Here is a 23,587-nt window from a genome sequence, read left to right on the forward strand (position 1 = left end):
ATCAGCCCATTGTCGCAACGCTCTGCGCTGGCTGAAGTGCTCATTCAGCATCACTCACATCGCATAAAGAACGTGAAGGATGTGAACTGCGCCGCTGCGAAAACGTCGCTCCGCCGCCGAGAATAAGGAACAGTGTCCGGCCAGGTGCTGACGGTCACGAGCGACGGCGTCAGCCATGCCTCTCTGTTTTCCAACCGCTGAACCAATCGCATGAAGGAGCTGGTGCACGATGACAGAATTCCGTGATGCAGAAGAGCCGGTGAGACTGCCTTCAAGTCTTTCAATCACAAAAGAAATGGCGGACATGTTGCACAAAATCATCCTGGGTGCGCGCGCATCGTTCATCGCCGCTTCGGCGATGGCGCTTCTTCAAGCAGCCCATGCGGGAGACTTCCCGAAGGACGTTCCGGGATCGACCGATCCGGCGCTCATCAAGCGCTTCGCCGGTTCCACCTTGATCGGCTACAAGGCCGAGCCCTGGGAGGCTGCGCGCTTTCCTGTGTCTGCGGTTATCAACAAAGACGTACAGGGCAAGCCGTTCCGGGATGTGGTCACTGTAGAGGGCAAGCGCACGCGCGCTGTTTACCTGTCGCCGGCCGGCAAGAGCCCCCTCGAGGTCTATCGCAACCATGAGCAGGCATTAAGCGCAGCCGGGTTCAAGAAGAAATTCTCGTGCGAGGTGGCGTGCAGCGATCAGTACTTCGCCTTGACCCCCCTTGAATTCGACAAGGGCCTCGTGTGGTCGCGCGGCTCCGTTCCCGCAGTGGGGTCAAATGCCACATACAACCCGGATGCCGCAGTCGCATTCGAAGAAGGGCGCATGTGGGTCGGCACGCTGGTTCAGGGCGGCGTCGAGAAATGGGTGTTGCTGTATGTGAGCAAGGCGGTCAACGCGAACACCAACTACAGCGCGGCCTTTATCGAAGTGGTGGAGCCGAAGGCCATGCAGACAGGACAGGTGACAGTACTGAAGGCATCCGACATCCAGTCCGGCCTGCAGAAGGAAGGCAAGGTGGCCTTCTATGGCCTGTACTTCGATACCGGCAAGGCCGAGATCAAGCCCAACTCCAAACAGCAACTTGAGGAGATGGGCAAGCTGCTCAAGGCGCAGCCGTCTTTGCAGGTCTATGTGGTGGGGCACACCGATGGTCAGGGCCAGCTCGATGCCAATCTGCTGCTTTCGCAACAGCGCGCCCAGGCAGTGGTCGATGCCCTGGTCAAGGATCAGCGCATTGAAGCCAGGCGTTTGATGGCAAAGGGGGTAGCCAGCCTCGCACCGCTGGATACGAACGCGACCGAAGATGGGCGCGCACGCAATCGGCGGGTAGAGTTGGTGGTGCGCTGAGGCCGGCTGGCCCCCTACCCGACCATCGCCTGAATCGATGCCTTGTCGTTCAGCCAGGTGTCATCGAAGAAGGTGACTTCGCCAGTGGCCAGGTCGTGTTTGGCGCCGATGATGCCGATCTTGCCGGCGGCGACCATGTGCTCGAGGATGTAGCTGCGGTTGATGATCGAGCGCACCGAATGGCGTACGTTCAGGTCGGCAACGTTCTCGACGAACGCGGGGTTCTTCGAATTGCGCTTTGCCGGTTCCAGCGTCTGGCCCTCCTGGTACACGGCGGGCTGGATCTTCGACAGCAGTTCGGTCAGGTTGCCGAGTTCCACGTGGTCGCAGGCGCCCTTGATGGCGCCGCATGAGGAGTGTCCGAGCACCACGATGAGTCGCGACCCGGCCACGTTGCAGGCGAACTCGAGGCTGCCGAGGATGTCGGTGTTGATCACATTGCCGGCAATACGCACCGAGAAGATATCCCCGAGGCCCTGGTCGAAGATGAGCTCGGCCGATGTACGGCTGTCGATGCAGCTGACGATGGTGGCGAACGGCCATTGACCATCGCGCGTCGCATTGGCTTGCTGCAACAGGTCGCGGCTCACGCGCAGGTTGTTGACGAAGCGTGCGTTGCCTTCCTTGAGGAATTGCAGGGCGAGTGCCGGGGTGACGGTGGCCTGGGTTTCGGAGGTGTGCGTTTTCATGGTGGGTTGTGTCTGGCTTTCCAGCGATTGGGCTGGGTCGCAATGTTACCGACGAGAAGAAATAAGCAATAATCGATATTCACAATGATATCGATCGACAAATATCTATGAATGCCACCTTTCGCCAGTTGCGTCTCTTCCTGGCGCTGGCCGAGCGCGGCAGTGTCACCGCTGCCGCCGAGGCCTGCCACGTCACGCAGCCGACGGTGTCGATGCAGTTGCGCGAGCTTGCCGAGGCCGCCGGTCTGCCGCTTTACGAGCAGATCGGCAAACGTCTTTTCCTGACCGCTGCCGGCGAGGCACTGGCTACGACGGCACGGGCGATGCTCGACGAGTGGCTCACCTTCGAGCAGACCCTTAATGCCATGAAGGGGCTGAAACAGGGACGCTTGCGCGTCGCGCTGGTGAGCACCGCGAAATACTTCGTGCCGCGCCTGCTGGGCAACTTTTGTACGGAACACCCGAACATCGAGATTGCACTCGAGATCCTGAATCGCGACGGCGTGGTCGCGCGCCTGCGCGAAAACCGCGATGATCTGTACATCATGTCGATGCCGCCCGAGAGCCTCGACCTCGAACAGCACGCCTTCCTGCCCAATCCACTGGTCCTGATTGCCCCCGAGGGGCACCGACTGAAGGGGCGCCATCTGGAACTCGCCGACCTCGCGGCCGAGCGCTTCATCCTGCGGGAGCGTGGTTCGGGCACACGCCTCGCATGCGACGCGTTTTTCTCGCGCGCGGGCTTCGTGCCGCAAGTCAGGCTTGAGTTGGGCAGCAATGAGGCGATCAAGCAGGCGGTTGCCGGCGGCCTCGGTCTTGCTGTGATCTCGCGCCACGCCCTTCCTGCGCGGCCCGCAGACGATCAGCTGACCATTCTGGATGTGGACGGTTTTCCACTCCAATCCCGGTGGTTCACACTGTATCCCCGCGGCAAAAGGCTTTCGCCGGTTGCCACGGTCTTTCTCGCACATCTCGCGCGAACAGCCCTGGAATGGAATGAGCGGCGCGAGTCTGGCTCATAGGCGGCAAGGACGGCTCAGAAACAATGACCTTAGCGAATATCGGGACGCTACAAAGTGCCCATGCTGATCCGTACCGCCCAACCTGAAGACGCCGAGCTCGTCAGCGCGATCCGCGTCGCAGCCTGGCGGGCCGGCTATCGTGCCCTCTTGCCCGCCGCCTATCTCGCCGCTCTTGATCCAGGCGCGAATCTCGAAGGGCTTCGCGCCGCCTTGCATGCGGATACGCCGCCATTCACGCTGCGCATCGCGGAGATCGACGGGCAACCGGTCGCATTCTCTATCCTGGGCCGCCCACGCTATGACGCCGATCAGTCCGTTGCCGAACTGTGGGCCTTGAATGTTCACCCTGCCTACTGGCGAAAAGGCGCAGGCCTGGGGCTTGTGAAACAGGCCATCCGCGATGCCAGGGAACAGCAGTTCGCTCGCCTGGAACTCTGGTGCATGCGAGACAATCCGGCCGCCCGGCATCTGTACGAAAGTTGTGGTTTCGTACCCAACGGGCAGGTTCGCATCATCGACGCTCTGACGGGCTACCCACTGCATGAACTGGCGTATGCGTTGGCGCTCTGAGCGCGTGGTCAGCGAGCACTCCGTTCGGTGGAAGAGCCGCCGTGGATCTCGACGACGTCATGGATCAGGAGCATCCGCAGCAGGCGATTGGTCCGAGTGGCGTGGAGTGCATGGTTTTCAGTTCGTCAGGATGTCTGCGAAGGTCCGTGCGAGTAATGTCGGCTGAATGGGGAGGACAAGGGCACAGGTGGATCTGGCATCTTCGTCGCTCAAGCGCACGAAGACGATGCCCAGGCCGCCGAGCGTCGTCATGCGCTCAGGCACGATGGCAATCCCCCGCCCGGCAGCGACGAGATTCAGCATCGAGGTCTTGGGGGAAACGATCCGGGCGGTGCTGGGCACGAAGCCGCGCTGCAGGCACAGATCCGTGACGACCCGCGCCAGGCCGCCGCGCTCCCGATACACGGCGGAAACGAACAGTTCGTGCTGCAGGCTGGCCACCGGGACGCTTTCCTGGCCGGCCATCGGATGATCTGCAGGGAAAGCAACCCACAAGGGCTCGGCCTCCAGTTCAACAAAGCGCACGCGCGAATCCCGCCGCAGCACGGGAAGCCGGATGACGCCCGCATCGGCATTGCCATTGGCCACCAGCGAAACCTGCTCCTCGGACGACGCCCGGTCCAACTCGATGCGGGCCTTCGGACAGCGGGCGGTGAACGCATCGAGACCCGGCATCAAACTCGTCGCCGGGATCGTGCTGGAGTGCAGCAGCTTCAGCACGCCCGACTCGCCCCGCGCCAGTTGCAGGCCTTCCTCCGCAGCGGACGCCAGGGTGGTCGGAATGGTCGCGACCCGCTCCCGATAAACCGCGCCGGCCGGCGTCAATCGCACGCCGCGCGGTTCCCGCTCGAACAGGATGAAGCCCAGTTCGTCTTCCAGTTGCGAGATCTGCCTGCTCAAGGCCGACTGGGCAATGAACAGGCTGGCAGCGGCCGGGGTGAAGCCACCGAGATCGGCAACAGTCAGGAAATACTGGATTTGCCGAAAACTGGGCATGCCGAAACGAGATGAATAAAGGGCCGATTTGGTATTTGTCTTATACCGGCCCGCTCCACAGAATGAAACACCCCACTCACGTCTCCGGAGTCATCCGTGTCCATCACGTCCCATGCCTTGTCGTACCTGCTGGTGGTGTTCGCCGGCGCGAGCGTCGCGCTGCAGCAACTGCTCAACGCCAATCTCCGCGCGCATCTCGGTTCCCCGTGGTGGGCCGGTTCCGTCAGCTATCTGGTCGGCCTCGCGGCGATGCTTGCCATCGCGCTCATCGCACCGGGGCCGCGCTTCAGCGAATCGTTTTCCGGGGCGGCGCCCTGGACCTCGTGGACCGGCGGCCTGTTCGGGGCCCTCTTCATCGGCATCGCCATCCTGATGGTCCCGCGACTGGGCGCGGCAACCACGCTGGCCCTGATCGTCGTCGGGCAGATGATCGGCTCCCTCGCCTTCGACCACTTCGGCGTGCTGGGCATACAGCAGCAACCCGCCACCACCATTCGGATGGCTGGCGCGGCGTGCCTGATTCTGGGCGTGGTGCTGATCCGCGCCTGAGGCTCCGCCCTCCTCCCAATGCGACGTCATGCCGCATTGTTGATTCGCTGCGCTCGCCAGAGAATCCCCGGCCATTCGACAACATGCCCAGAGGATTCTCACATGAGCAGACCGGCCATCCGTTTCGCATTGACCGCCATTTCCACGGCCCTCCTCTCCGCCTGCGGTGGCGGCGGAGGTGGTGGAGGGGCCGCAACAACTTCACTGAGCGGGACGGTAGCCGACGGCTATCTGAAGGGTGCGACGGTGTGCCTCGACGTCAATACCAACGGCCTGTGCGACAGCGGAGAGCCGACTGCAACGACCACCGACGGCGGCAAGTACACCCTGTCCGGCGTGACGGCCGGCGACGAGACGAAGTACCCGGTGCTGGTCCTCGTTCCGGCTAGCGCCGTCGATAGCGACAACCCCTCCGGCACCGTCGGCAAGAGCTACTTCCTGTCCAGTCCGGCCGGCAAGGGCGGCTTCGTCAGCCCGCTCACGACCCTGATCCAGCAGAAGGTCGCCGCCGGCGCCACCCTCGATGCCGCCGAAAACAGCGTCAAGGCGTTGCTGGCCATCAACGACAGCGCGGTGAGCCTGCTCAGCGACTATGTGGCCGCCCAGGGCAGCGCCGTCCAGACCGATGCCACCTCGGCCGGTCGCTTCGCCCGCGCCCACGAAGCGGCCAAGGTCGTCGCCGCGTCCCTGCAGGCCGGCTACGACACGCTCAAGTCCGACACCAGCGCCAGGGCGGTGCAAAAGGTTCTCCTCGCCCAGGCCGAAGATGCCCTCACCGTCCAGGCGGCCACGTCCACCGACACGGCCAACCCGACCTTCTCCACCACCGGCGTGGTCGCCGCGGACAGCGCCAATACGCTGAAAGCGCGCGTCGCCTACGAGAAATACGGCAGCACAGCTGCCACCCAGGCCGTCTCCATCGACTTCGACGTGACGGCCGGCGGCCAGGCCGTCAGCTGCGGCACCACCCTCACCGGGCTCGGCACCAAGGGGACCAGCGGCCAGGTCCGCGACCTGCGCTTCTATATCGCCAACGTGATGCTGATCGATGCCCAGGGCAACGCCGTGCCGCTGAAGCTCGACGACAACGCCAACCAGTCCCGCGGCGTGGCGCTGGTGGACTTCGAAGACGCGACCGGCAAGTGTCCGACCAGCACCGGCACCGCCGCCACCTACAAGACCATCTCCGGCAAGGTCGCGCCGGGCAACTACGTCGGCGTGGCGATGACCCTCGGCGTGCCGGTCCGCTCAGCCGACGCCGACAAGGTCGCCCTCAACCACAGCGACACCACGGCCGCGACCACCCCGGCGCTGCTGGGCAATTCGGCAATGGCCTGGTCCTGGCAGTCCGGCCGCAAGTTCAGCAAGATCGAGTTCGTGCCGGACGCACCCATCGTGCGCCCCAGCGGCACCACCACCGCCTGGAACGTCCACCTCGGCTCCACCGGCTGCAAGGGCGATCCCACCAAGAGGGTGGTGACAGCGTGCACCAACCCCAACCGCATGGACTTCTCCTTCCCGGCCTTCAACGCCGGCACACAAAAGATCGTTCTCGACCTGGCCGAGCTGTTCAAGTACTCGGACCTGTCCTACGACGGCGGCGGCGCAGCCGGCTGCATGTCCGGCACCACCGACCCGGAATGCCCCGGCATCTTCCAGGCCCTGCAGATCGATCTGGCGAGCGGCCTGCCGATCAATGGCGGTGCGGCCCAGACCGTGTTCGTCGTGAAGAGCAAGTAAGCCATCCGCCCAGCATTCCGATGAAACGCCACGCCCCCGCCCGGGCGTGCGCCGCCGCCCTGCTCGCGAGCCTCGTGTTCGCCGGCTGTGGCGGCGGTGGCACGTCCACCACCGATACCAGCCTTGCCACCAACACCGACGCATCCTGGAACTGGAGCCTGCCGGTGAATTTCGCCACGCCGGCAGTGCCCGCCGACAACCCCATGTCGGAAGAGAAGTTCCAGCTCGGCCGGCGCCTGTTCTACGACACCCGCCTGTCCGGCAACGGCACCCAGTCCTGCGCGTCCTGCCATTTCCAGAACCTCGCCTTCACCGATGGCAAGGCCGTCTCCACCGGCTCCACCGGCCAGCTCACCGCGCGCAGCGCGATGCCCATCGCCAATTCGGCCTACCACCCGACCCTCACCTGGGCCAACCCGACGCTCACCTCCCTGGAAAAGCAGATGGAGGTGCCCCTCTACGGCACCAACCCGGTGGAGCTGGGCATCAACGACGGCAACAAGGCCGTCGTGCTGCAGCGCTTCCAGACCGACAGCGACTACACGGCGCGCTTCGCCCGCGCCTTCCCCGGCGAGGCCAACCCGCTCAATTTCACCAACATCATCAAGGCCATCGCCACTTTCGAGCGGGGCATGCTGTCCGGCGACGCGAAGTACGACCGCTACCAGAAGGGACAAACCACCCTCAGTGCGGCGGAGGAACGCGGCCGGTCCCTGTTCTTTGGCGAGAAGGCCGAGTGCTTCCACTGCCACGGCAGCTTCAACTTCAACGATCAGCTGCGCCACGCCGGTTCCCGCGAGGTGGAAACCCCTTTCCACAACACCGGCCTCTACAACATCGACGGCAAGGGTGCGTATCCATCGCCCAACCGGGGCGTCTTCGAGATCACCGGCAAAGCCGAAGACATGGGAGCCTTCCGCGCCCAGAGCCTGCGCAACGTAGCGGTCACTGCGCCCTACATGCACGACGGCAGCCTCGCCACCCTCGAAGAAGTGCTCGACTTCTACGCCGCCGGAGGGCGCAACCTGACAACCGGCCCCTATTCCGGCGACGGCCGCGCCAACCCGTACAAGAGCGACCTGATCTCGCGCATCGATCTCAATGCCCAGGAGAGGGCCGACCTCATCGCCTTCCTCAAGACCCTGACGGACGAGAGCCTGCTCACCAGCAGCCGCTTCGCCAATCCTTTCCAGTAAAGCCCGATCATGCGCCACACATCCCTGATCGCCTCCGTCGCCCTGGCTTCGAGCGTGCTCGCCGGCCTTGCCACCGAACACGCACTGCGGCCGCAGCCGGCCTGGCGATGGTCCCTGCCCGCTTACCTCAAGCCGCCGCGGATACCCGCCGACAACCCCATGTCGGAAGAGAAGTTCCAGCTCGGCCGGCGCCTGTTTTACGACACTCGCCTGTCCGGCAATGGCACCCAGGCCTGCGCCTCCTGCCACCTGCAAAAGCTCGCCTTCACCGATGGCAAGGCCGTTTCCACCGGCTCCACCGGCGAGACCACTGCCCGCAGCGCACCGTCCATCGCCAACAGCGCCTGGTACCCCACGCTGACCTGGGCCAATTACTCCATCCTCGACCTCGAACGCCACATGCTCGTCCCGATGTTCGGCGAGAACCCGGTGGAGCTGGGCATCAACGACAGCACCAAGGAAACGGTGCTGCAGCGCTTCCGCGCCGACCCGGACTACCGGACCCGCTTCGCGCGGGCCTTCGGCCCCGGCAGCGAGGCCATCAGCTTTGCCCACCTGATCCAGGCCATCGCCGTGTTCCAGCGCGGCGTGGTGTCGGTGAATTCCCGCTACGACCGCTTCCTGCAGGGCCAGCTCACCCTCAGCGACGCCGAGGCCCGCGGCCGCGCGCTGTTCTATTCGGAGCGCGGCCAATGCGGCAACTGCCACAGCGGGCCGAATTTCAGCGACCAACACGCGGACGTCCAGACACGAACGGTGCAGACCCCTTACCACAACACCGGCCTCTACAACCTCGAGGGCAAGGGCGCCTACCCCGAGGACAACCGCGGCATCCTCGAACTCTCCGGCCAGCCCCGCGACATGGGCCAGTTCCGCGCGCCCAGCCTGCGCAATGTGGCCGTCACCGCTCCCTACATGCACGACGGCAGCATCCCCACGCTGGAGGCCGTGCTCGACCACTACGCCACCCACGGCCGGCGCATCGCCGACGGCCCCCGTGCTGGCGACGGCAGCCGCAACCCGCTCAAGGACGCCCGGCTCGACCTCATCCGCCTGAACGCCGACGACAAGGCCGACCTGATCGCCTTTCTCAAGACCCTGACCGATGAAGACCTGCTCACCAATCCCCGCTATGCCGACCCGTTCAAGTAGCCGCCTCACCGCCCTCCTGCTCCTTCTGGCCGGCCCGGTCCACGCCCATGAGGCCCATGAGGCCGACAGCAGCGAGCGACTCAGCCTCCTCGGTGGCATTGGCCTGATGTCGCTACACGCCGACGATCCCTACCCGCGCCCCCGCCTGCCCGGCGTACTCGAAGCCGGCAGCCCGCGGGCCGACGAGCGCCGCGACGGCCTCGACTTCGCCGAGATCGGCCTGCGTGCCCGCTTCACGGATCAACTCCAGGGCTACCTCAAGGTCGGCCACCACGGCGGCCGCGACGCCCGCAACGAAACCGAGGAAGCCTGGCTGGACGGCCACGCCGAACCCGGCGCCGAACATCGGGCCAGCCTGCGCGCAGGTCGCCAGCTCGTGCCGCTGGGACTGCTCAACCCCATCCACGCCCACGCCTGGGACTTCGGCATTGCGCCCCTCGCCCTGCGCGCCGCGGTCAATGAATCCTGGCGGGCCGACGGCTTCAAGGCCGACTGGAATTTCCCCGGCGGCTGGAGCGCCGGCCTCGGCGCCTGGCGCAACCAGGGCTTTCCGGGTGCAGACGCCGGCGGTCTCAAGCTCGTCACCGCGCGCGGCGGCTGGCGCAACGACAGCCTGCGCATCGAGGCGGGCTACGCCAACGTGAATGCGGACGGCCGTGCCCTGCTCAGTACCGGCAACATGGGCCACACCCACAGCGTTCCCAGCTGCACCCGCATCGCCAGCGACCGGGTGTGCTTCTTCGGCACCGCCCAGCTCCTCACCCTGGCGGCCCGCTGGCAGCCAGCCGAAAGCCGCTACTGGATGGGCGGCGAATGGTGGCTCAAGCGCGAGGACGGGCGCCTGGACAGCATCAACGGCAGCCCCAGCTACACCGGCACCCTCAACGGCGGCTGGCTGGATGCCGGCTGGCGCCCGGCTCCAGGCTGGGAAACCATCCTGCGTGTCGAACGGACGGTGGCGCGGCACGACCTCGTCGGCGCCAACGCCGGCCTGGTCGCCAACCAGTCCGGCATCGCCGATTCCGGCCACGCCCTGCGCGCCATTGGCGCGGTCGTCCAGTGGCGCCCCGCCGGCGGCCACCGCCTGGCCGCCGAATGGCACCGGGAACAAGGCGGCGGACCGGCCAACAACGTCTATCTGTTGCGCTACCAGTTTCTATTCGAGAAAGGCGTGTTCTGAGACGTAATGCGGATGCCATGACGGTAAGAGTTCTGTATTTAAGCCTACCGATCATCGACAAAGTGATGCGTTACATAGATACGCTGTGCGCGCCATGCAAAAATGCCACCAAACAACTCAAAATGCATTTATTAATGCCATTTCTCTGAATACAGAAGTAATCCATTTCGTTGAAACGGTTGTTCATATGACGCGTCGGGCTATTTTGCGAACTGCTCGATAACCTTTCAGAAAGCAGTTCAATGAACCAAGACTTCGTTTACACCAACGCTTTCTCTCGCAATATCGGATGGCTGACGGAAGCAGAACAGCAAGTTCTACGCAAGAAGCGCATAGCCATCGCCGGCATGGGAGCAGTGGGTGGCCACCATTTGATGACGCTTGCGCGACTTGGCGTTGGTGCGTTCAACATCGGCGACTTCGATGAGTTCGGGCAGCACAACTTCAACCGACAGACCGGCGCGATGATGTCCACTATCGGCAAGGCGAAGGTTAATGTCATGTCTGGGCAAGTACTGGACGTGAATCCCGAGATTGAATTGAGATCTTTTGCCGATGGTATTCACCCCGCGAACATCGATGAGTTCCTGCATGGCGTCGACATTTACGTCGACGGCCTCGACTTCTTCGCCTTCGATGCCCGTCAAATGGTATTCGCCGAATGCACCAAGCGCGGCATTCCGGCCATCACGGTTGCGCCCATGGGCATGGGAGCGGCGCTTCTCACCTTCATGCCCGGCGGCATGAGCTTTGAAGACTACTTCGGCTGGGGTGATAACTCTGACGAGGAGAAGGCTCTGCGCTTTGCGCTTGGGGTGGCTCCCGCCGGCCTGCACCGCGCCTACTTGATGGACCCGAAGGCGATCAGCTTCATCCACAAGCGCGTTCCATCGACTGCTATGGGCTGCGTCATCAGTGCCGGCGTCGCGTCAACCGAGGTCCTCAAAATTGCACTCGGCCGCGGCAAAGTCATTGCAGCTCCCCATGGTCGGCATTTCGATGCCTACACCGGTCGTACGGTGCGCACCTGGCGCCCAGGCGGCAACAACCACCCCCTGCAGCGCATTGCCCTTGTACTGGGGCGGCGCTATCTCGCCAAGCTTGAATCTCAAGCTGCAGCGCACATCTGAACGAACGGTGCCGTCAGCCGGAATTTCACCACGACATCCACATCCAAGATGAAGCCTCTGGTATCGGTCGTGCCCCTCTTATTTCTTGCATTCATAAGTATAAGTCCGGCAAGCGCGCAGCCATTTCGCTGGAAGAACTTCCCTGCTCTCAACCAAAGCGAGTGTTTGGCGCAAAGCGGTGACTGGAGAGTGATCGGTATGCGGGGATCCCCATACCCTCCCACTTGCAACTTACATACGAAAGACGCTGATAAGGTTTGCTCCAATCCGGAGGAATGCGAAGGCTATTGCATCTACGATAGTGTGAACTCCAGCAGCACCCACAAGATCGGCCGCTGTTCCGCCGAGCAAAAACAAATTGGCTGCCGCTACTACGTCCAAGACAATACGGTATTAAGCGTATGTTCAGATTGAAATTATCCTCCAGCGAACTAAATGATCTCGCCAAGGCCCATCGCCTTTCGATCTGGGCCATCATCGCTGGATTTATAGGTACCTTTTCTCACATATATATTGCGCTCGCTGCCATACCCCTTCATCTGTACGGCGCCTTGAAGGTAGGCCGTTGCCTTCGCATTCGTCCAATTGGATTGTTTCTAATTGGTCTTCTCATGATTGTACCGGTGGCAAACACGCTGACGTTGCTTCTACTCAACAACCGCGCAGGTCGGTCGTTGCGGGAGGCTGGCCTGCACTTAGGACTAATGGGCGTTTCGGGGAGCGCACTGAAAGCGCATCAATCAATCAAAGCCCCTACTGAACAAAATTGAGGTCAGGAAGACAGTGTCTCAATCCATCCGGCAAGCTTCACATGCATCAGTCCGATCGGTTTCTACGCGAAACCTCATAGCGCTATGGGCCAGTCACTGCTTGTTGCCGAATTGATTGCAGCCTTCGCGCTTGAGGTGGCGGCAACGCCATCGGTCACTTTGCGCGCAGGCAGCGCTCTCGACGACTACCAACATCCCTCCACATTTGACTCCGTCGCTGACTCGATTTCTGACGGTTACCTTGAGCGCTATCCTTGGGGCATCAACTATCTGGACGCAGCCTCCTGGCGACATTACCTCCCCTATCTGATCGAGTACGCCCTTCGCCACAAATTTGATGGCAACCTCGTCGTAAACGGGTTATTGAATTCCTTGCGCCCGCCAGATCGCGAACCTCCGCGCCTTGCTTCTCTTTCCCCGCAACAAGAAGTACTTGTTACGCAATTCCTGGAGTTTCTTGCGTTTGGCGAGCCGTCGCCTCACCAGGAGTTTGCCTGCCAAGTTCTCGAAGAATGGTGGATGCCGAACGCGCTTTACCGACCAGCCGCCAAATGACATCCATCCCATCAACCGAGCGGGTTTCACGCTTATTTCCGCACGAGTTACCTCATTTCAGACACTGGACGTAACCGTCAGCCGCTCCACCATCCTCACCAGATCCGGCAACCGCGTCACACCCATCTTCTGCATGATGTTGTGGCGGTGCACCTTGACGGTCATTTCGGACACGCCGAGTTCGGCGGCGGCTTGTTTGTTGAGGGCGCCTTTGACGATGAAGGCGATCACCTCGCGTTCGCGGGCGGTGAGGGAGTCGTAGCGGCGGCGGATCTCGCCGACTTCGGTTTCGTCCTTGTAGGTGGCCCGCGCGCGTTCGAGGGCGGCGTGGATGGCGGCGAGCAGGTCGTCGTCGCGGAAGGGCTTGGAGAGGAATTCGACGGCACCCTTCTTCATTGCCAGCACGGCCATCGGGATGTCGCCGTGGCCGGTGATGAAGATGATCGGGATCGACAAGCCGTCCTGCGCGAGCCGCGTCTGCAGTTCCAGCCCGTTGAGGCCGGGCATGCGGATGTCGAGGATCAGGCAGGCCACGCCGGGCGGGCGCTGCGCGGCGAGGAAGTCCTCCGCCGAGGAAAAAGTTTCGACGGGCAAGCCGACCGAGCGGATCAGGCTGCTCAGCGCCTCCCGCACCGAGAGGTCGTCATCGACCACATATACCCGTTCGGGGCTGTCCACCATGCTGTCTCCGTGTGTTTTCAATTGTCGGGGATCGTGAAGCGGAAGCAGGCGCCCGGCCCGGCGCCGCGCTCCAGCCACAGGCGGCCGCCGTGGTTCTCGACGATGCCGCGGCTGATCGCCAACCCCATGCCGAGTCCATCCTGCTTGGTGGTGTAGAAGGCGTCGAAGAGCTTGGCCTCCGCACCTTCGGGCACGCCCGGACCGTTGTCCTGCACCGAGAATTGCAGCCCGCCGGCGGGGGCCGGCTCGACGCGGATGTGCAGCAGGCGCTCGCCGCCGGGCAGGTCGCGCATGGCATCCACCGCGTTGACGATCAGGTTGAGGATCACCTGCTGCAGCTGCACCGCGTCCGCGATCAGGCACGGCGTGGGTACGGGCAGCTCGACGCGCACCTGCACGCCGGCGTCGGCGAGCATGGCGTGCAGCATCTGCAGGAGCTCGTCGAGCATGCGTGCGACGTCCACCGGCTCGCGCCGGATCTCACCGGCGCGCAGAAAGCCGCGGATGCGCGAGATCACCGAGCCAGCCAGGCTGGCGTCCCGATTGACCCGCTGCAGGGCGGCCTCCACCTCGCCGAGGTCCGGTGCCGGCCGGGCCAGCCAGCGCAGCGCCGCCTGGCTGTTGGTGATGACCGCCGACAGGGGCTGGTTGATCTCGTGGGCGATGGACGCCACCAGTTCGCCCATCGCGGTAAAGCGCGCCACCCGGGTCAGCTCGCCACGGGTCGCCGCCAGCGAGCGTTCCGCCTCCATGCGCAGCGTGACGTCCTCGACGATCACCGCCAGCATCGGCCCGTCCTGGGCCATGGCCGGAATGCGCGACGCGCACACGTTGGCCCACAGGTAGCCGCCGTCCTTCTTCTCGTAGCGCTTCTGGGTCTTGTAGCCGGGCAGCTCGCCGTCGAACAGCCCATACACGTTGCGCTGGGCGGTGGCGCGCTCGGACGGCTCGGTGATCTCGATCAGCGACACGCCGACGATCTCGTCGGCGCCGTAGCCGAGCATGCGCTGCAGCGCCGGGTTGGCGGACAGGATGCGCCCTTCCCGGTCGGCCAGCGCGATGCCCACCGCGGTGTTCTCGTAGAGGCCGAGCCAGCGCCGGTCGGACACCTGCAGCGCGGTAAAGCTGCGTTGCAGGGTCTTGCGGCTCTCGACCAGCCCCGACGTGAGTTCGAGGATGTCCGACGCCTGGGAGTTGAGCTCCCGCTGCAGGATGTCCACGGTGCGCTTCACCGCCACCAGGTTGCGCGCGCGGGCGCACAGCTCCTGGGCCGAGAAGGGCTTGATCAGGTAGTCCTGCACCAGGTTCTCGAGGAGATTGGAGCGCAGCGCATCATCGGCCCGCGCCGACAACACCAGCACCGGCACATTGGGATAGTCCGGCCGCTCGGCCAGCGCCCGCACGAAGCGCTCGCCGTCCCAGCGCGGCATCATCAGGTCGGTGACGATCAGGTCCGGCGGATCGGCGACCGCCGCCTGGAAGGCCGCCTCCCCGTCCTCGCACAGAACCACGTTGTACTCGTCCGACAACACGTCGTGCAGGAAGAGGCGCAGGTCCGGGTTGTCCTCGGCCACCAGCACCTTCGGCTTGCCCGGCTGGAAGGCGCCCGGGTGGAAAGCCTCCTCACCGGGCAAGGGCAGGCCCGCAGCAGGGGACGGCACAGCTTCCGCCGCGGGCAGGCCCTCGCGCCCCGCCCCCGCACGCACGAAGGCTCCATCCGGCGCGCGGGCCGGCAGCTCCACCTGGAAGCAGGCGCCGCCGCCCGGCGCATCGACCACCACCACCGTACCCCGGTGCAGCTCGACAAACTCCTTGACGATGTTGAGCCCCAACCCGCTGCCGCCCGCGCCGAGGCCTTCGCGGCCCTGGGTGAAGCGGTCGAAGATGTGCTGCTTCATCTCGTCCGGCACACCCGGCCCGGTGTCCTGCACGCTGATCAGCACACGGCCGCCGGGCAGATGCTCGAAGCCGCAGGCGATGCGCCCGCCCGGCGGCGTGAACTTGAAGGCGTTGGACAGCAGGTTCTCCACCACGCGGGCGAACTTGGCCCGGTCCACGTCGGCGTACAGCTCGTCCTCGCCGCGCAGGCTCAGGGTGATGTGGCGGTCCTCCGCCGCCGCGTCGAAGCCGGCCGCAATCTCGCGCACCAGGGCCACCAGGTTGGCCTGCACGTAAGCCATCGGCATCCGGTCGGCGTCGATACGGGCCAGGTCGAGCAGGTTGTTCACCTGCTGCAATAGGGAGCGCGCGTTGCGCTGGATCGCCGCCAGGCGGAAGCGCTCCCGCTCGCCGAGGCCAGTGCCTTCATGGATGAGCTGCTCCACCGGGCCGAGGATCAGGGCCAGCGGCGTACGCAGCTCATGGCTCACGTTGGCGAAGAAGCGGGTCTTGTAGCCATCGAGCTCCTTCAGGCGCTCCAGCGCCGCCTGCAGCTCGCCGTTCTTGCGCGACAGCTCGGCGCTGCCGGCAATCTTCTCGGTGATGTTGCGCCCTTCGGGCAGCAGGAAGGCCACCTGCCCCGCGTCGTCGAGGATGGGCGTCAGCGAGAAGTCGATGACGATGGTGCGGCTACCGTGCAGGTCGCCAAAGACCTCGAAGTCGCAGCGCGCGAAGCGCCCGGTGCGGGCCTCCTCGATCATCTCGCGGACCCGCTGGCGCACCTCTTCCGACACCTCCCACCAGCGCGCCTGCCAGAAGGGCTTGCCGATCACGTCCTCCAGCGCCAGGCCGGCCCCATCCAGCGCCGCCTGGTTGATCTCCAGCACATTGCCGTCCAGGTCCAGCAGGCCCAGAAACTGGTACATGGAATCGAGGATGATCCGCGCCATCTTCTGGCGGCGCACATCCATCGCGTCGCCGGCCTCGATGACGACCCCACGCACCGAGGTCTGCCTGGCCACCCTGCAAATCTTGTCGTCGGGATTCATCCCGTCTTCCCCCAATGCGGACAGGCCGCGGGGACAAAATCTGTCCCCGCGGCCGCCCTTTTTCCTGCCAAGGATGCGCGTTCAGAAGCGATAGGTATAGGCCAGCGTTGCGTTGTCCTGAGCGTGGCTCACCCGGATCGGCGCCGAGGTGTTCGGCAGGCTGCCGTTATCCATGCTCTCCTGGAAAGCGTGGGACCACGCGAAATCCACGCTGGAATTCGGCGACACCGCATAGCCGAAGCCCGCCGACAAATGCTTGCGCGGAATCGCCGGAATCACCGCAAACAGCGTCGAACTGGGCAAGGCCTGCTGCGCAAAACGGAAGCCGCCGCGGATTGTCCAGCGGGAATCCGCCTGCCAGGCGCCGCCCACCGCCAGGATGGTCTGGTCCTTGTAGTTCTGCGGCAGCAGGATGTTCAGGTCGCCCCCGGCATCGGCAGCAAAGCCCACTTTGATGTCCTTCATCACGCTGGACCAATACACCCGCGACAGATCCGCCGCCAGCGTGAGGCGCTCGTTCACCCGCTGGCTGACGCCGAGGTTGAGCACCGCCGGCATCTGGAAGTCGCGGATGCTGATGCGCCCCTGCAGCGGCACCTGCCCCGCCACCCCATCCACAGCCGTCAGCGTCGCCCGGCCCTCCATGTCCGACACATGGCTGCGGCCGGTGTAGGCGGCGCCGAGGCGGGTCGCCTCGGAGACCGCGTAGGTCATACCGACCCGCGGCGTGTAGCCCCAGGCGCCGATGCCGCTCGCCACCGGCGAATTGCGGGTCAGGCTGAAGTGCGCACCGCGCAGGTCCGGCAGGCCGCCGAGCACCGGCAGCAGCGAACCCGACACCCGCCCGGCGCCGATCAGACTGCCCACCTGGTCGGCCCCCAGCAGCAGGTTGAGGTTCATGCCCTGCCACGTGGCGTCGATACCGGCACCGACGGTCAGCGCTTCCGACACGCGGAAGCTGGCCGCGAACGGAATGTTCAGCACCAGCAGGCGGCTCGAATTCTCCAGCCCGGTATCCAGCCCGCCAGTCGCGCGGGACAGGAAGCTGCTGCGGCCGAACTCGGTGCCCAGCCCGCCCTGCGCAAAGGCGCCGACGCCGAAGGTCCACTCGCCGACGCGGCGGCTGTAGGCCAGCTGCGGCGCGTAGTAAGGGCCACGGTTGGCGCTGTGGTTGCCGGAACTCACGCTCTCGCCGGTGCTCTGGTTGCGCACGTCGATGTCGGTGGTCACCAGATCCACGCCGAGCAGGAAGGCGTTGTCGGTCTGCATCAGCGACAAGGTCGCCGGGTTGGTCATCATGCCGGCGGGGCCGGTGTCGAACGCCGTCGCCGCGCCCCCCATGCTGCGGGAAACCGCCCCGAAGCCCTCCAGGCGGAACACATCGGTGGCGCAGGCGCTGCCGCTGGCCGCGGCGAGGGCCAGCGCCAGCGCGCTGACGGCCACACCGCGACGCTGCGCGCCCTGCCCCTTCGAATACCGTCTTCTCATTATTGTCTCCGCATCGGTTCCAGCCGGAACCTCAAAAGAATCGATCGAAATGGATCTGCTCGAAGGGCACCCGGTGATCGACCATCAGCATTTCCTGCAGGGCCTGGGTCATCGGCGGTGGGCCGGCAAAGTAGAACTCGTAGCTGGAGAGGGCGGCCGGCAGGGCCTGGGGAAGGCGGGTGTGCACGAAGCCCGTGGCACCCGCCCAGCCCTCTACGCCCGGGGAGGAGACCACCGGACAGTCAGACGATGTGCTCACCGAAGCCGTCGAGCGCGGCGAGCATCGACTCACCGCACACGTCACGAGGCTCCCGTGCGCCGTAAAAGAAATAGAGTTTGCGCGGGCCGAGCATGTCTGCCTCCACCGCCCCGCGGGCGATGGAGATCATCGGCGCGAGGCCGGAACCACCCGCCACGCAGACCAGGTCGCGGGGCGAATCGGTGCGCAGCCAGGCCACGCCGTAGGGGCCGTCCAGCCCGATCTCCATGCCCGGCCGCAGCAGGTTGAACAGGGCGTATGTGCCCTTGCCCTGCCCCACCCGGCGGATCTGGAAATGCCACTCGCCGGCCTTGTTGGGCGTATTGGAGAGGGAATAGGCGCGGGATGACCCGACGCCCGGCAGGTCGAGCATCGCGAACTGGCCGGGCCGGAAATCGGCCGGCCCCTCGGCGCGGAAGCGGAACTCCCGCAGGTCGTGGGTGATGTCGGTGATGCCGGTCAGCACCACCCGGCGCCGCTTCGGCGGGATGGTCGGCACGTATTCCGGACCGGTCGGCGCCTTGATGGACACATCGCCCACCGCCCGGCACTGGCAGGCCAGCAGGCGGCCACGGCGGCGGTCGCGCTCGCCGAGGCCCGGCGCGTCGGGCCACAGGTTCTCGACCTCGCCGCTCAGCAGCTCGAACTTGCAGCCGCCGCAACCGCCGGAGTTGCATTCGTAGGAGAGGCCGATGCCGCCCCGCAGCGCGGCGCGGAGGATGGTGTCCCCCGGCGCCTGCTCGAAGCGGCTGCCGTCCCGCTCATTCAGGATCAATGGCGCGTTCATGGCGTTTCGGCCCGGTCAGAGGCCCAGGCCGCGGCGAAAGTCGCGGGTGGCGGCCTTGGCGGCTTCGGCAGCGCCCGGCACATCGGGCAGCGCGGCGCAGTAGGCGTCGATGGCGCGGTCGGCCAGCGGCTCCCACTTGGCGATCCAGCCCTGCATCAGCTCCTTGTTGCCCGGCGTCTCCTGGGCCATCGCGGCAAAGGCCGTCGCCCAGCGGCGGTGGCGGGCCACGTCGGTCAGCTGCGCATCGGTGATCAGGCCGAGCAGCGTGTCGCCGTTGTGACGGGCGGATTCGCCGAGGCGGCGCAGCACAGTCTCCTCGACCGCCGGCTTGACCACCAGGTTCAGCACCACGACGGCCTCGCCCCAGTCCCACACCGTGAGCGCCTTTTCCATCAGCTCGCGGAAGCCCTGCCAGGCGGAATCCTCTTCCCAGTAGTGCCGCTCGTCCGCGCCGAAGCCCTTGTCGGCGAAGGTCTGGGACAGCTCCTTGGTACGGTAGGCGGTGTGGCTCAGCCAGCGCAGGCTGTCGGCCATCTGGAAGTAGTTGCAGTTGGTCAGCGTGCTGGCCGGCGACACCTGGCCGACGTAGGCCGACGCCATCTGCAGGGTGTGGAACAGGTAACGGGCCGGGGTGTACAGGCGGGCCAGCGTGCCGGCCCAGCGCGGGTCGAGGGCCTTGTCGTGCTCGCGCTCGTTGAACTGGTCGAACAGGCCGAAGACGTAGGTCTCCTGGCCGTCCTGCATCAGGTTGTAGGTGCGATAGACCACCTCGTCCGGATCGCGGAAGGCGTTCCAGTCGGCATGCTTCAGCGCGGTACCGAAGGTGTTCTTCTTGTACCACTGGTTCATGAACATGTTCGGGTCCAGCTCGTAGGGCGAGTCCGGGCGCTTGTCGTTGTAGTGCAGGTTGGTGCTGACGATCTCGTATTCGCTCGGCTTGCGGCGGCGGGCGGCCAGGTGGCTCCAGGTCTTCTGGGGCTTCAGGACTTGAATCTCGGACATGCGGTGTCTCCTCGCGTCGTTCTTGTCTGGGGTGGCGGTCTGCGGCCGCTCAGAGCGTCTTGTTGAAATAGAAGCGGATCTGGTCGTCGCGGCTCTCGATCTGGCCAGCGAAGGAGCTCAGGTCCACCTCCAGGTCGTTCATGCGGAACGGGCGCCCCAGTTCCTCTTCGATGGTGGCCTGGCGCAGGATCATTTCCTGGTCGGCGTGGATGCGGATGTAGGCGCGCTTGTCATCCACGAAGATTTCCTTGCCCGGGTTGTCCACCTTGGCGGCCTCGATGACCGCCTGGGCCAGATCGCCGGCGCGCATCACCGGGCCGACCAGGTTGTTGTGATAGGCCTGCGCCGAAGTTGCAGTGCTCATGCTCGTGTCCTTTTAAATAGAGGTGGCCTGCAGCGGCGCTCAGCTGTGGGCAAACAGGGGCTCGACGCCCTCGGTGCTGACGAACACATCGTCGCCATCGATCTTCACCGGATAGCTCGCCAGCGCGCAGTCGTCCGGGTTGATGCCCTTGCCGGTGCCGGCATCGAACTGCCACAGGTGGGCGCGGCAGATCAGCTTCTTGCCGTCGAACTTGCCTTCCGACAGCGCGATGTCCTGATGCGGACAGATCGCCTGGAAGGCCTTGATCTCGCCGCCGTCCGCGCAGACCAGCAGCACCTCGTGGCCATTGACGGTGTAGGGCGCCATCTCCCCTTCCCACACGTCATCGACCGTACATACCTTGGTGAAACTCATGCTCTTGCTCCTCGATCCGGCAGGTGCCTCAAGCGGCTTGCCAGATGATGTCCACCGTCTCGGTGGGCTTGAAACCCGCGTCGGCAACCTTCAGGTTGCGCGGCAAAAACTCGGTGCTGCCGTGGCGACGCACCCGCAGGATGTGGCCCGGCCGGTCGCGCACGCGGCGGCCTACCGAATGCACGGCGGCGGCAGCCGCCACCTCGTCCATGGTGTGCTCCGTATCCACGGGCACCAGCTGCAGGACGAAATCCCCCTCGAAATTGGAGGTCAATGGAAAAAGGGCCATGGTGTAAATCTCCTCGTGTGGCACGCGGCGCACCGGCAGTAGGCCTGCCGGGCGCGCCGTATCAGGGGGTCAATGGGAAAAAATCAACCCGCCTTACGGGTCTCGCGCAGGGCGCGGTAAACCTCGGCCCAGGCATAGTTGTGGGCGTCGTCGCCGATCTCGCCCGGGGCCAGGCCCATGTACTGCAGGGCCCCGCCCAGATCCATCGGCTGGATCATCCCGGCCAGGAATCGATCGACGATGGACAGGTGGCCGGCGTAACGCTCCGGCTCCTGCTGGAACACCCAGCGGTCCACCTCGGAGCCGAAGTGGTACAGGCGGCCGTTGTATTCGAGGGGGTAGTCCTTCACGTCCCAGCCCTTGCCCGGCACGCCGAGGATGGGCAGCTGGCACATGTTGCAGACGTAGGGCAGCGTTTCCGGATAGGTCTTGGCCATGTTGCCGTCGACCACGTTGTCGATGAACACGTCCCAGCACTGGCCCCAGGTGTCGTTCCAGCCGGGGTACTTCTCCTCCAGCCAGGCGCGCTCGTCCGGGGTCACGCCGGCGGCCGGGTTCCACCACAGGGTCGGGCGCCAGAAGTAGGAACCCAGGTGCATGCCGTGGTGGGTCTGGCCGATGTCCTTCAGGAAGATGTCCCAGTACCAGGGCAGGTCGAGGCCCATGTCGGTGAGGGCACGCTCGAACTGGGCGACGATCCACTCCTCCATGAACTCCTTGAAGGACTGCTTGCGGTGCTCCAGCGGAGTGTAATAGTCCATGATCGGACCGGTCAGCACCGAGAACAGCTTCCAGGCGCCCCACACCGCAATATCCACGCGCTTCTGGGCTTCTTCCTTCTTGCCGTTCTCGATCAGCACCTTCAACGCCGGGCCGCCGATCTGCGCATGGCGCGATTCATCCGTCTGGATGCTGGAGATCAGGTTGGCAAAAGTGTGGTCGCCCGCCTCCGCCGCATCCGCCGCAAGACCGAGGAACTGCATGTTGGTGAAGCCGGTCTCGAAGCTGAAAGTCAGCATGATGGAAACGCTGATCGCGTCCCGCGTCATCATGATGTCGTCGAAGAAATGGCGGGCTGCGATCATCGCCCACTCATTGGTGTCGTATGCCTTGAAGGCCCAGTCCATCTGGCGGTCCTTGGCCACGTGCTCGTGGGGGAAGTAGAGCTGCATCTGGCCGTGGCGGATCTCGTCCATGCAGCCCAGCGTGGACATGTTGCGCATGCCCGGCGCCTTGGAGAACCGCATCATCCGCGCCTCGGCGCTGGCCGCCGCGTATTCGCCGCGGGCAATGGCGCCGTAGTGGGCCTTCATCACGGACTTCCAGCCCGGATCGGCATTCTCGAAAATCCGGCTGCGCTCCAGCGCCGCCTTCACCGAATACGCCCCCGCGTCCTTCTCGCGCTGGACCTTCACGTATTCCGGATAGGTCTGCTTGTAGGGCTCGTCGTAGTTTTCCCAGGCGCTCAGCGGCAGACCGAATTCGCCCGACAGCTTGGGCGGAAACAGTTCGTCCTCGGTAACGTACTTGGGTGTCCAGTTGGTGGAACGGGCCAGGTCATACCAGTCCATCCGATTGAGTACGGCCATTCATGTCTCCTTCATAACGGGATGCAGGAGCCCTGCAGCTCCCCCTCGTATCCGGTCGATCTGCGCCGACCGGAGCGACTGATCGAAGCGACGCTGCGTTTCGATCGTGTGGAGGAAAGTTATAAGGAAACGAAAACGCGGGGTATTAGACGATGGTTTAGGTGCTGTGCAACATGGGGGCGACGAACGTCACGCAAAACGAGAAGCTGGCGCGCCACAGATCCCGCACCTCCTGGGCCAGCATCGAGCACGCCCACAGGTAATCCAATGCCTCACCAGGTGGATGTCGAATGTCCCCGGTGTGGCCTAAGCGCAGAATTCGAGTTCGCCGAGGTTTGCCGTATCGAACGAAAAACTGAGCACCATGCGTAGCGATGAAATCTAGATGATGTCCAGGTGACTGACTACCTGACGGACGATTTCAGGAGTGGCCAGGCTGAGCGTATCCAGACGGAATTCAGGCGCTTCGGGGGGCTCGTACGGGGCATCCCAGCCGGTGAGCCCGCAGATCTCGCCGGCCCGTGCCTTGGCGTACAGGCCTTTCGGGTCGCGCCGCATGCACTCCTCCAGTGGCGTGCTCAGGTGAATTTCGATGAACTGTCCGTTGGGAACCCGGTTTCTGGCCTGTTCTCTGTCGGCTCTGAAGGGCGAGACAAAGGCGCATATCACGTCCAGCCCCGCGCTCCACATCAGCCGGGCGACTTCGCCAGCGCGCCGGATATTCTCGCTGCGGTCCTCGGGCGAGAGCCCCAGGTCGGCACACAGGCCTTTGCGCAGTTCGTCCCCATCGAGTACGAAAGCTTGCCGCCCTCGATCCTTCAGCGCGGTGGCGAGCGCGTGGGCGAGTGTCGTCTTTCCAGCGGCAGGCAAGCCGGTGATCCAGTAAATTCGCGGTGGGGCAGCCATAAGGGGCGTCGGGTCAGGTTGTGTAG

At 64.6% G+C, this 23,587-nt stretch carries 24 protein-coding genes; 10 read left to right on the plus strand and 14 right to left on the minus strand.

Annotated features, from left to right (window positions below):
• Positions 1-54: 54 nt before the first annotated feature.
• Positions 55-306 (minus strand): hypothetical protein, encoded by a 252-nt coding sequence (locus tag AC1PPK_RS23970; RefSeq protein WP_481115487.1) that lies wholly within the window; start codon positions 304-306, stop codon positions 55-57.
• On the opposite strand from AC1PPK_RS23970, the gene AC1PPK_RS23975 reads away from it, so the two are divergent.
• Entirely contained in the window at positions 305-1,345 is a 1,041-nt protein-coding gene (locus AC1PPK_RS23975) for an OmpA family protein (RefSeq protein ID WP_481115488.1), read from the plus strand. The two genes, AC1PPK_RS23970 and AC1PPK_RS23975, sit on opposite strands and share 2 nt — an antisense overlap.
• A gap of 14 nt (positions 1,346-1,359) precedes the next feature.
• Here AC1PPK_RS23975 and AC1PPK_RS23980 read toward each other — a convergent pair whose 3' ends face one another.
• On the minus strand, positions 1,360-2,034 hold the full coding sequence (locus tag AC1PPK_RS23980) for a carbonic anhydrase family protein (protein ID WP_481115489.1): 675 nt from the start codon (positions 2,032-2,034) through the stop codon (positions 1,360-1,362).
• A gap of 107 nt (positions 2,035-2,141) precedes the next feature.
• Here AC1PPK_RS23980 and AC1PPK_RS23985 point away from each other — a divergent pair, with 107 nt between their 5' ends.
• Entirely contained in the window at positions 2,142-3,056 is a 915-nt protein-coding gene (locus tag AC1PPK_RS23985) for a LysR family transcriptional regulator (RefSeq protein ID WP_481115490.1), read from the plus strand.
• 60 nt (positions 3,057-3,116) lie between these two features.
• Positions 3,117-3,626 (plus strand): N-acetyltransferase family protein, encoded by a 510-nt coding sequence (locus AC1PPK_RS23990; protein WP_481115491.1) that lies wholly within the window; start codon positions 3,117-3,119, stop codon positions 3,624-3,626.
• Between the two features lie 117 nt (positions 3,627-3,743).
• Here the strand turns inward: AC1PPK_RS23990 and AC1PPK_RS23995 are convergent, their stop codons facing one another.
• Positions 3,744-4,622 (minus strand): LysR family transcriptional regulator, encoded by an 879-nt coding sequence (locus AC1PPK_RS23995; RefSeq protein WP_481115492.1) that lies wholly within the window; start codon positions 4,620-4,622, stop codon positions 3,744-3,746.
• Between the two features lie 96 nt (positions 4,623-4,718).
• Between AC1PPK_RS23995 and AC1PPK_RS24000 the strand changes: the two genes are divergently transcribed.
• The 7 genes from AC1PPK_RS24000 to AC1PPK_RS24030 all read left to right on the plus strand — a co-directional run bounded on the left by AC1PPK_RS24000 (position 4,719) and on the right by AC1PPK_RS24030 (position 12,894).
• On the plus strand, positions 4,719-5,171 hold the full coding sequence (locus tag AC1PPK_RS24000; protein WP_481115493.1) for a DMT family transporter: 453 nt from the start codon (positions 4,719-4,721) through the stop codon (positions 5,169-5,171).
• Between the two features lie 102 nt (positions 5,172-5,273).
• Complete coding sequence (locus AC1PPK_RS24005; protein ID WP_481115494.1) at positions 5,274-6,911, plus strand: MbnP family copper-binding protein; 1,638 nt, start codon at positions 5,274-5,276, stop codon at positions 6,909-6,911.
• Positions 6,912-6,931: 20 nt separating this feature from the next.
• Positions 6,932-8,107: an MbnH family di-heme enzyme gene (locus tag AC1PPK_RS24010; protein ID WP_481115495.1), complete on the plus strand. Its 1,176-nt coding sequence runs from the start codon at positions 6,932-6,934 to the stop codon at positions 8,105-8,107.
• Positions 8,108-8,116: 9 nt separating this feature from the next.
• Positions 8,117-9,259 carry an MbnH family di-heme enzyme gene (locus AC1PPK_RS24015; protein ID WP_481115496.1) on the plus strand — a complete coding sequence of 381 codons (1,143 nt, stop codon included), beginning with the start codon at positions 8,117-8,119 and terminating at the stop codon, positions 9,257-9,259.
• Positions 9,240-10,439, plus strand: a complete 1,200-nt coding sequence (locus AC1PPK_RS24020) for a hypothetical protein (RefSeq protein WP_481115497.1) — start codon at positions 9,240-9,242, stop codon at positions 10,437-10,439. Before AC1PPK_RS24015 ends, AC1PPK_RS24020 begins: the two co-directional genes overlap by 20 nt.
• 242 nt (positions 10,440-10,681) lie before the next feature.
• Positions 10,682-11,569 (plus strand): ThiF family adenylyltransferase, encoded by an 888-nt coding sequence (locus AC1PPK_RS24025; protein ID WP_481115498.1) that lies wholly within the window; start codon positions 10,682-10,684, stop codon positions 11,567-11,569.
• 854 nt (positions 11,570-12,423) lie between these two features.
• Positions 12,424-12,894, plus strand: a complete 471-nt coding sequence (locus AC1PPK_RS24030; protein ID WP_481115499.1) for a DUF6714 family protein — start codon at positions 12,424-12,426, stop codon at positions 12,892-12,894.
• A 57-nt stretch (positions 12,895-12,951) separates the two neighbouring features.
• Here the strand turns inward: AC1PPK_RS24030 and AC1PPK_RS24035 are convergent, their stop codons facing one another.
• From AC1PPK_RS24035 to cysC, 11 genes are all read right to left on the minus strand, one after another.
• Positions 12,952-13,575 (minus strand): response regulator transcription factor, encoded by a 624-nt coding sequence (locus AC1PPK_RS24035; RefSeq protein ID WP_481115500.1) that lies wholly within the window; start codon positions 13,573-13,575, stop codon positions 12,952-12,954.
• Positions 13,576-13,592: 17 nt separating this feature from the next.
• On the minus strand, positions 13,593-16,502 hold the full coding sequence (locus AC1PPK_RS24040; protein ID WP_481115501.1) for an ATP-binding protein: 2,910 nt from the start codon (positions 16,500-16,502) through the stop codon (positions 13,593-13,595).
• 81 nt (positions 16,503-16,583) lie between these two features.
• Entirely contained in the window at positions 16,584-17,990 is a 1,407-nt protein-coding gene (locus AC1PPK_RS24045; protein ID WP_481115502.1) for an OmpP1/FadL family transporter, read from the minus strand.
• A 31-nt stretch (positions 17,991-18,021) separates the two neighbouring features.
• Positions 18,022-18,249 carry a hypothetical protein gene (locus AC1PPK_RS24050; RefSeq protein WP_481115503.1) on the minus strand — a complete coding sequence of 76 codons (228 nt, stop codon included), beginning with the start codon at positions 18,247-18,249 and terminating at the stop codon, positions 18,022-18,024.
• The gene (locus tag AC1PPK_RS24055) at positions 18,233-19,036 is read right to left on the minus strand and encodes a 2Fe-2S iron-sulfur cluster-binding protein (protein WP_481115504.1); all 804 of its coding nucleotides are present in this window, start codon (positions 19,034-19,036) and stop codon (positions 18,233-18,235) included. Before AC1PPK_RS24055 ends, AC1PPK_RS24050 begins: the two co-directional genes overlap by 17 nt.
• A 15-nt stretch (positions 19,037-19,051) precedes the next feature.
• Positions 19,052-20,038, minus strand: coding sequence for an aromatic/alkene monooxygenase hydroxylase subunit beta (locus AC1PPK_RS24060; protein ID WP_481115505.1), 987 nt, complete (start codon positions 20,036-20,038; stop codon positions 19,052-19,054).
• 49 nt (positions 20,039-20,087) lie between these two features.
• Positions 20,088-20,402: an MmoB/DmpM family protein gene (locus tag AC1PPK_RS24065; RefSeq protein WP_481115506.1), complete on the minus strand. Its 315-nt coding sequence runs from the start codon at positions 20,400-20,402 to the stop codon at positions 20,088-20,090.
• 39 nt (positions 20,403-20,441) lie between these two features.
• Positions 20,442-20,777 (minus strand): monooxygenase system ferredoxin subunit, encoded by a 336-nt coding sequence (locus tag AC1PPK_RS24070; RefSeq protein WP_481115507.1) that lies wholly within the window; start codon positions 20,775-20,777, stop codon positions 20,442-20,444.
• 28 nt (positions 20,778-20,805) lie between these two features.
• Positions 20,806-21,066 (minus strand): toluene-4-monooxygenase system B family protein, encoded by a 261-nt coding sequence (locus tag AC1PPK_RS24075; protein WP_481115508.1) that lies wholly within the window; start codon positions 21,064-21,066, stop codon positions 20,806-20,808.
• Positions 21,067-21,149: 83 nt separating this feature from the next.
• Positions 21,150-22,655, minus strand: a complete 1,506-nt coding sequence (locus AC1PPK_RS24080) for an aromatic/alkene/methane monooxygenase hydroxylase/oxygenase subunit alpha (RefSeq protein WP_481115509.1) — start codon at positions 22,653-22,655, stop codon at positions 21,150-21,152.
• 381 nt (positions 22,656-23,036) lie between these two features.
• Complete coding sequence (cysC, locus tag AC1PPK_RS24085) at positions 23,037-23,561, minus strand: adenylyl-sulfate kinase (RefSeq protein ID WP_481115510.1); 525 nt, start codon at positions 23,559-23,561, stop codon at positions 23,037-23,039.
• Between the last annotated feature and the right edge of the window lie 26 nt (positions 23,562-23,587).

The sequence above is a fragment of the Zoogloea sp. JDB1 genome (genome assembly GCF_056724025.1).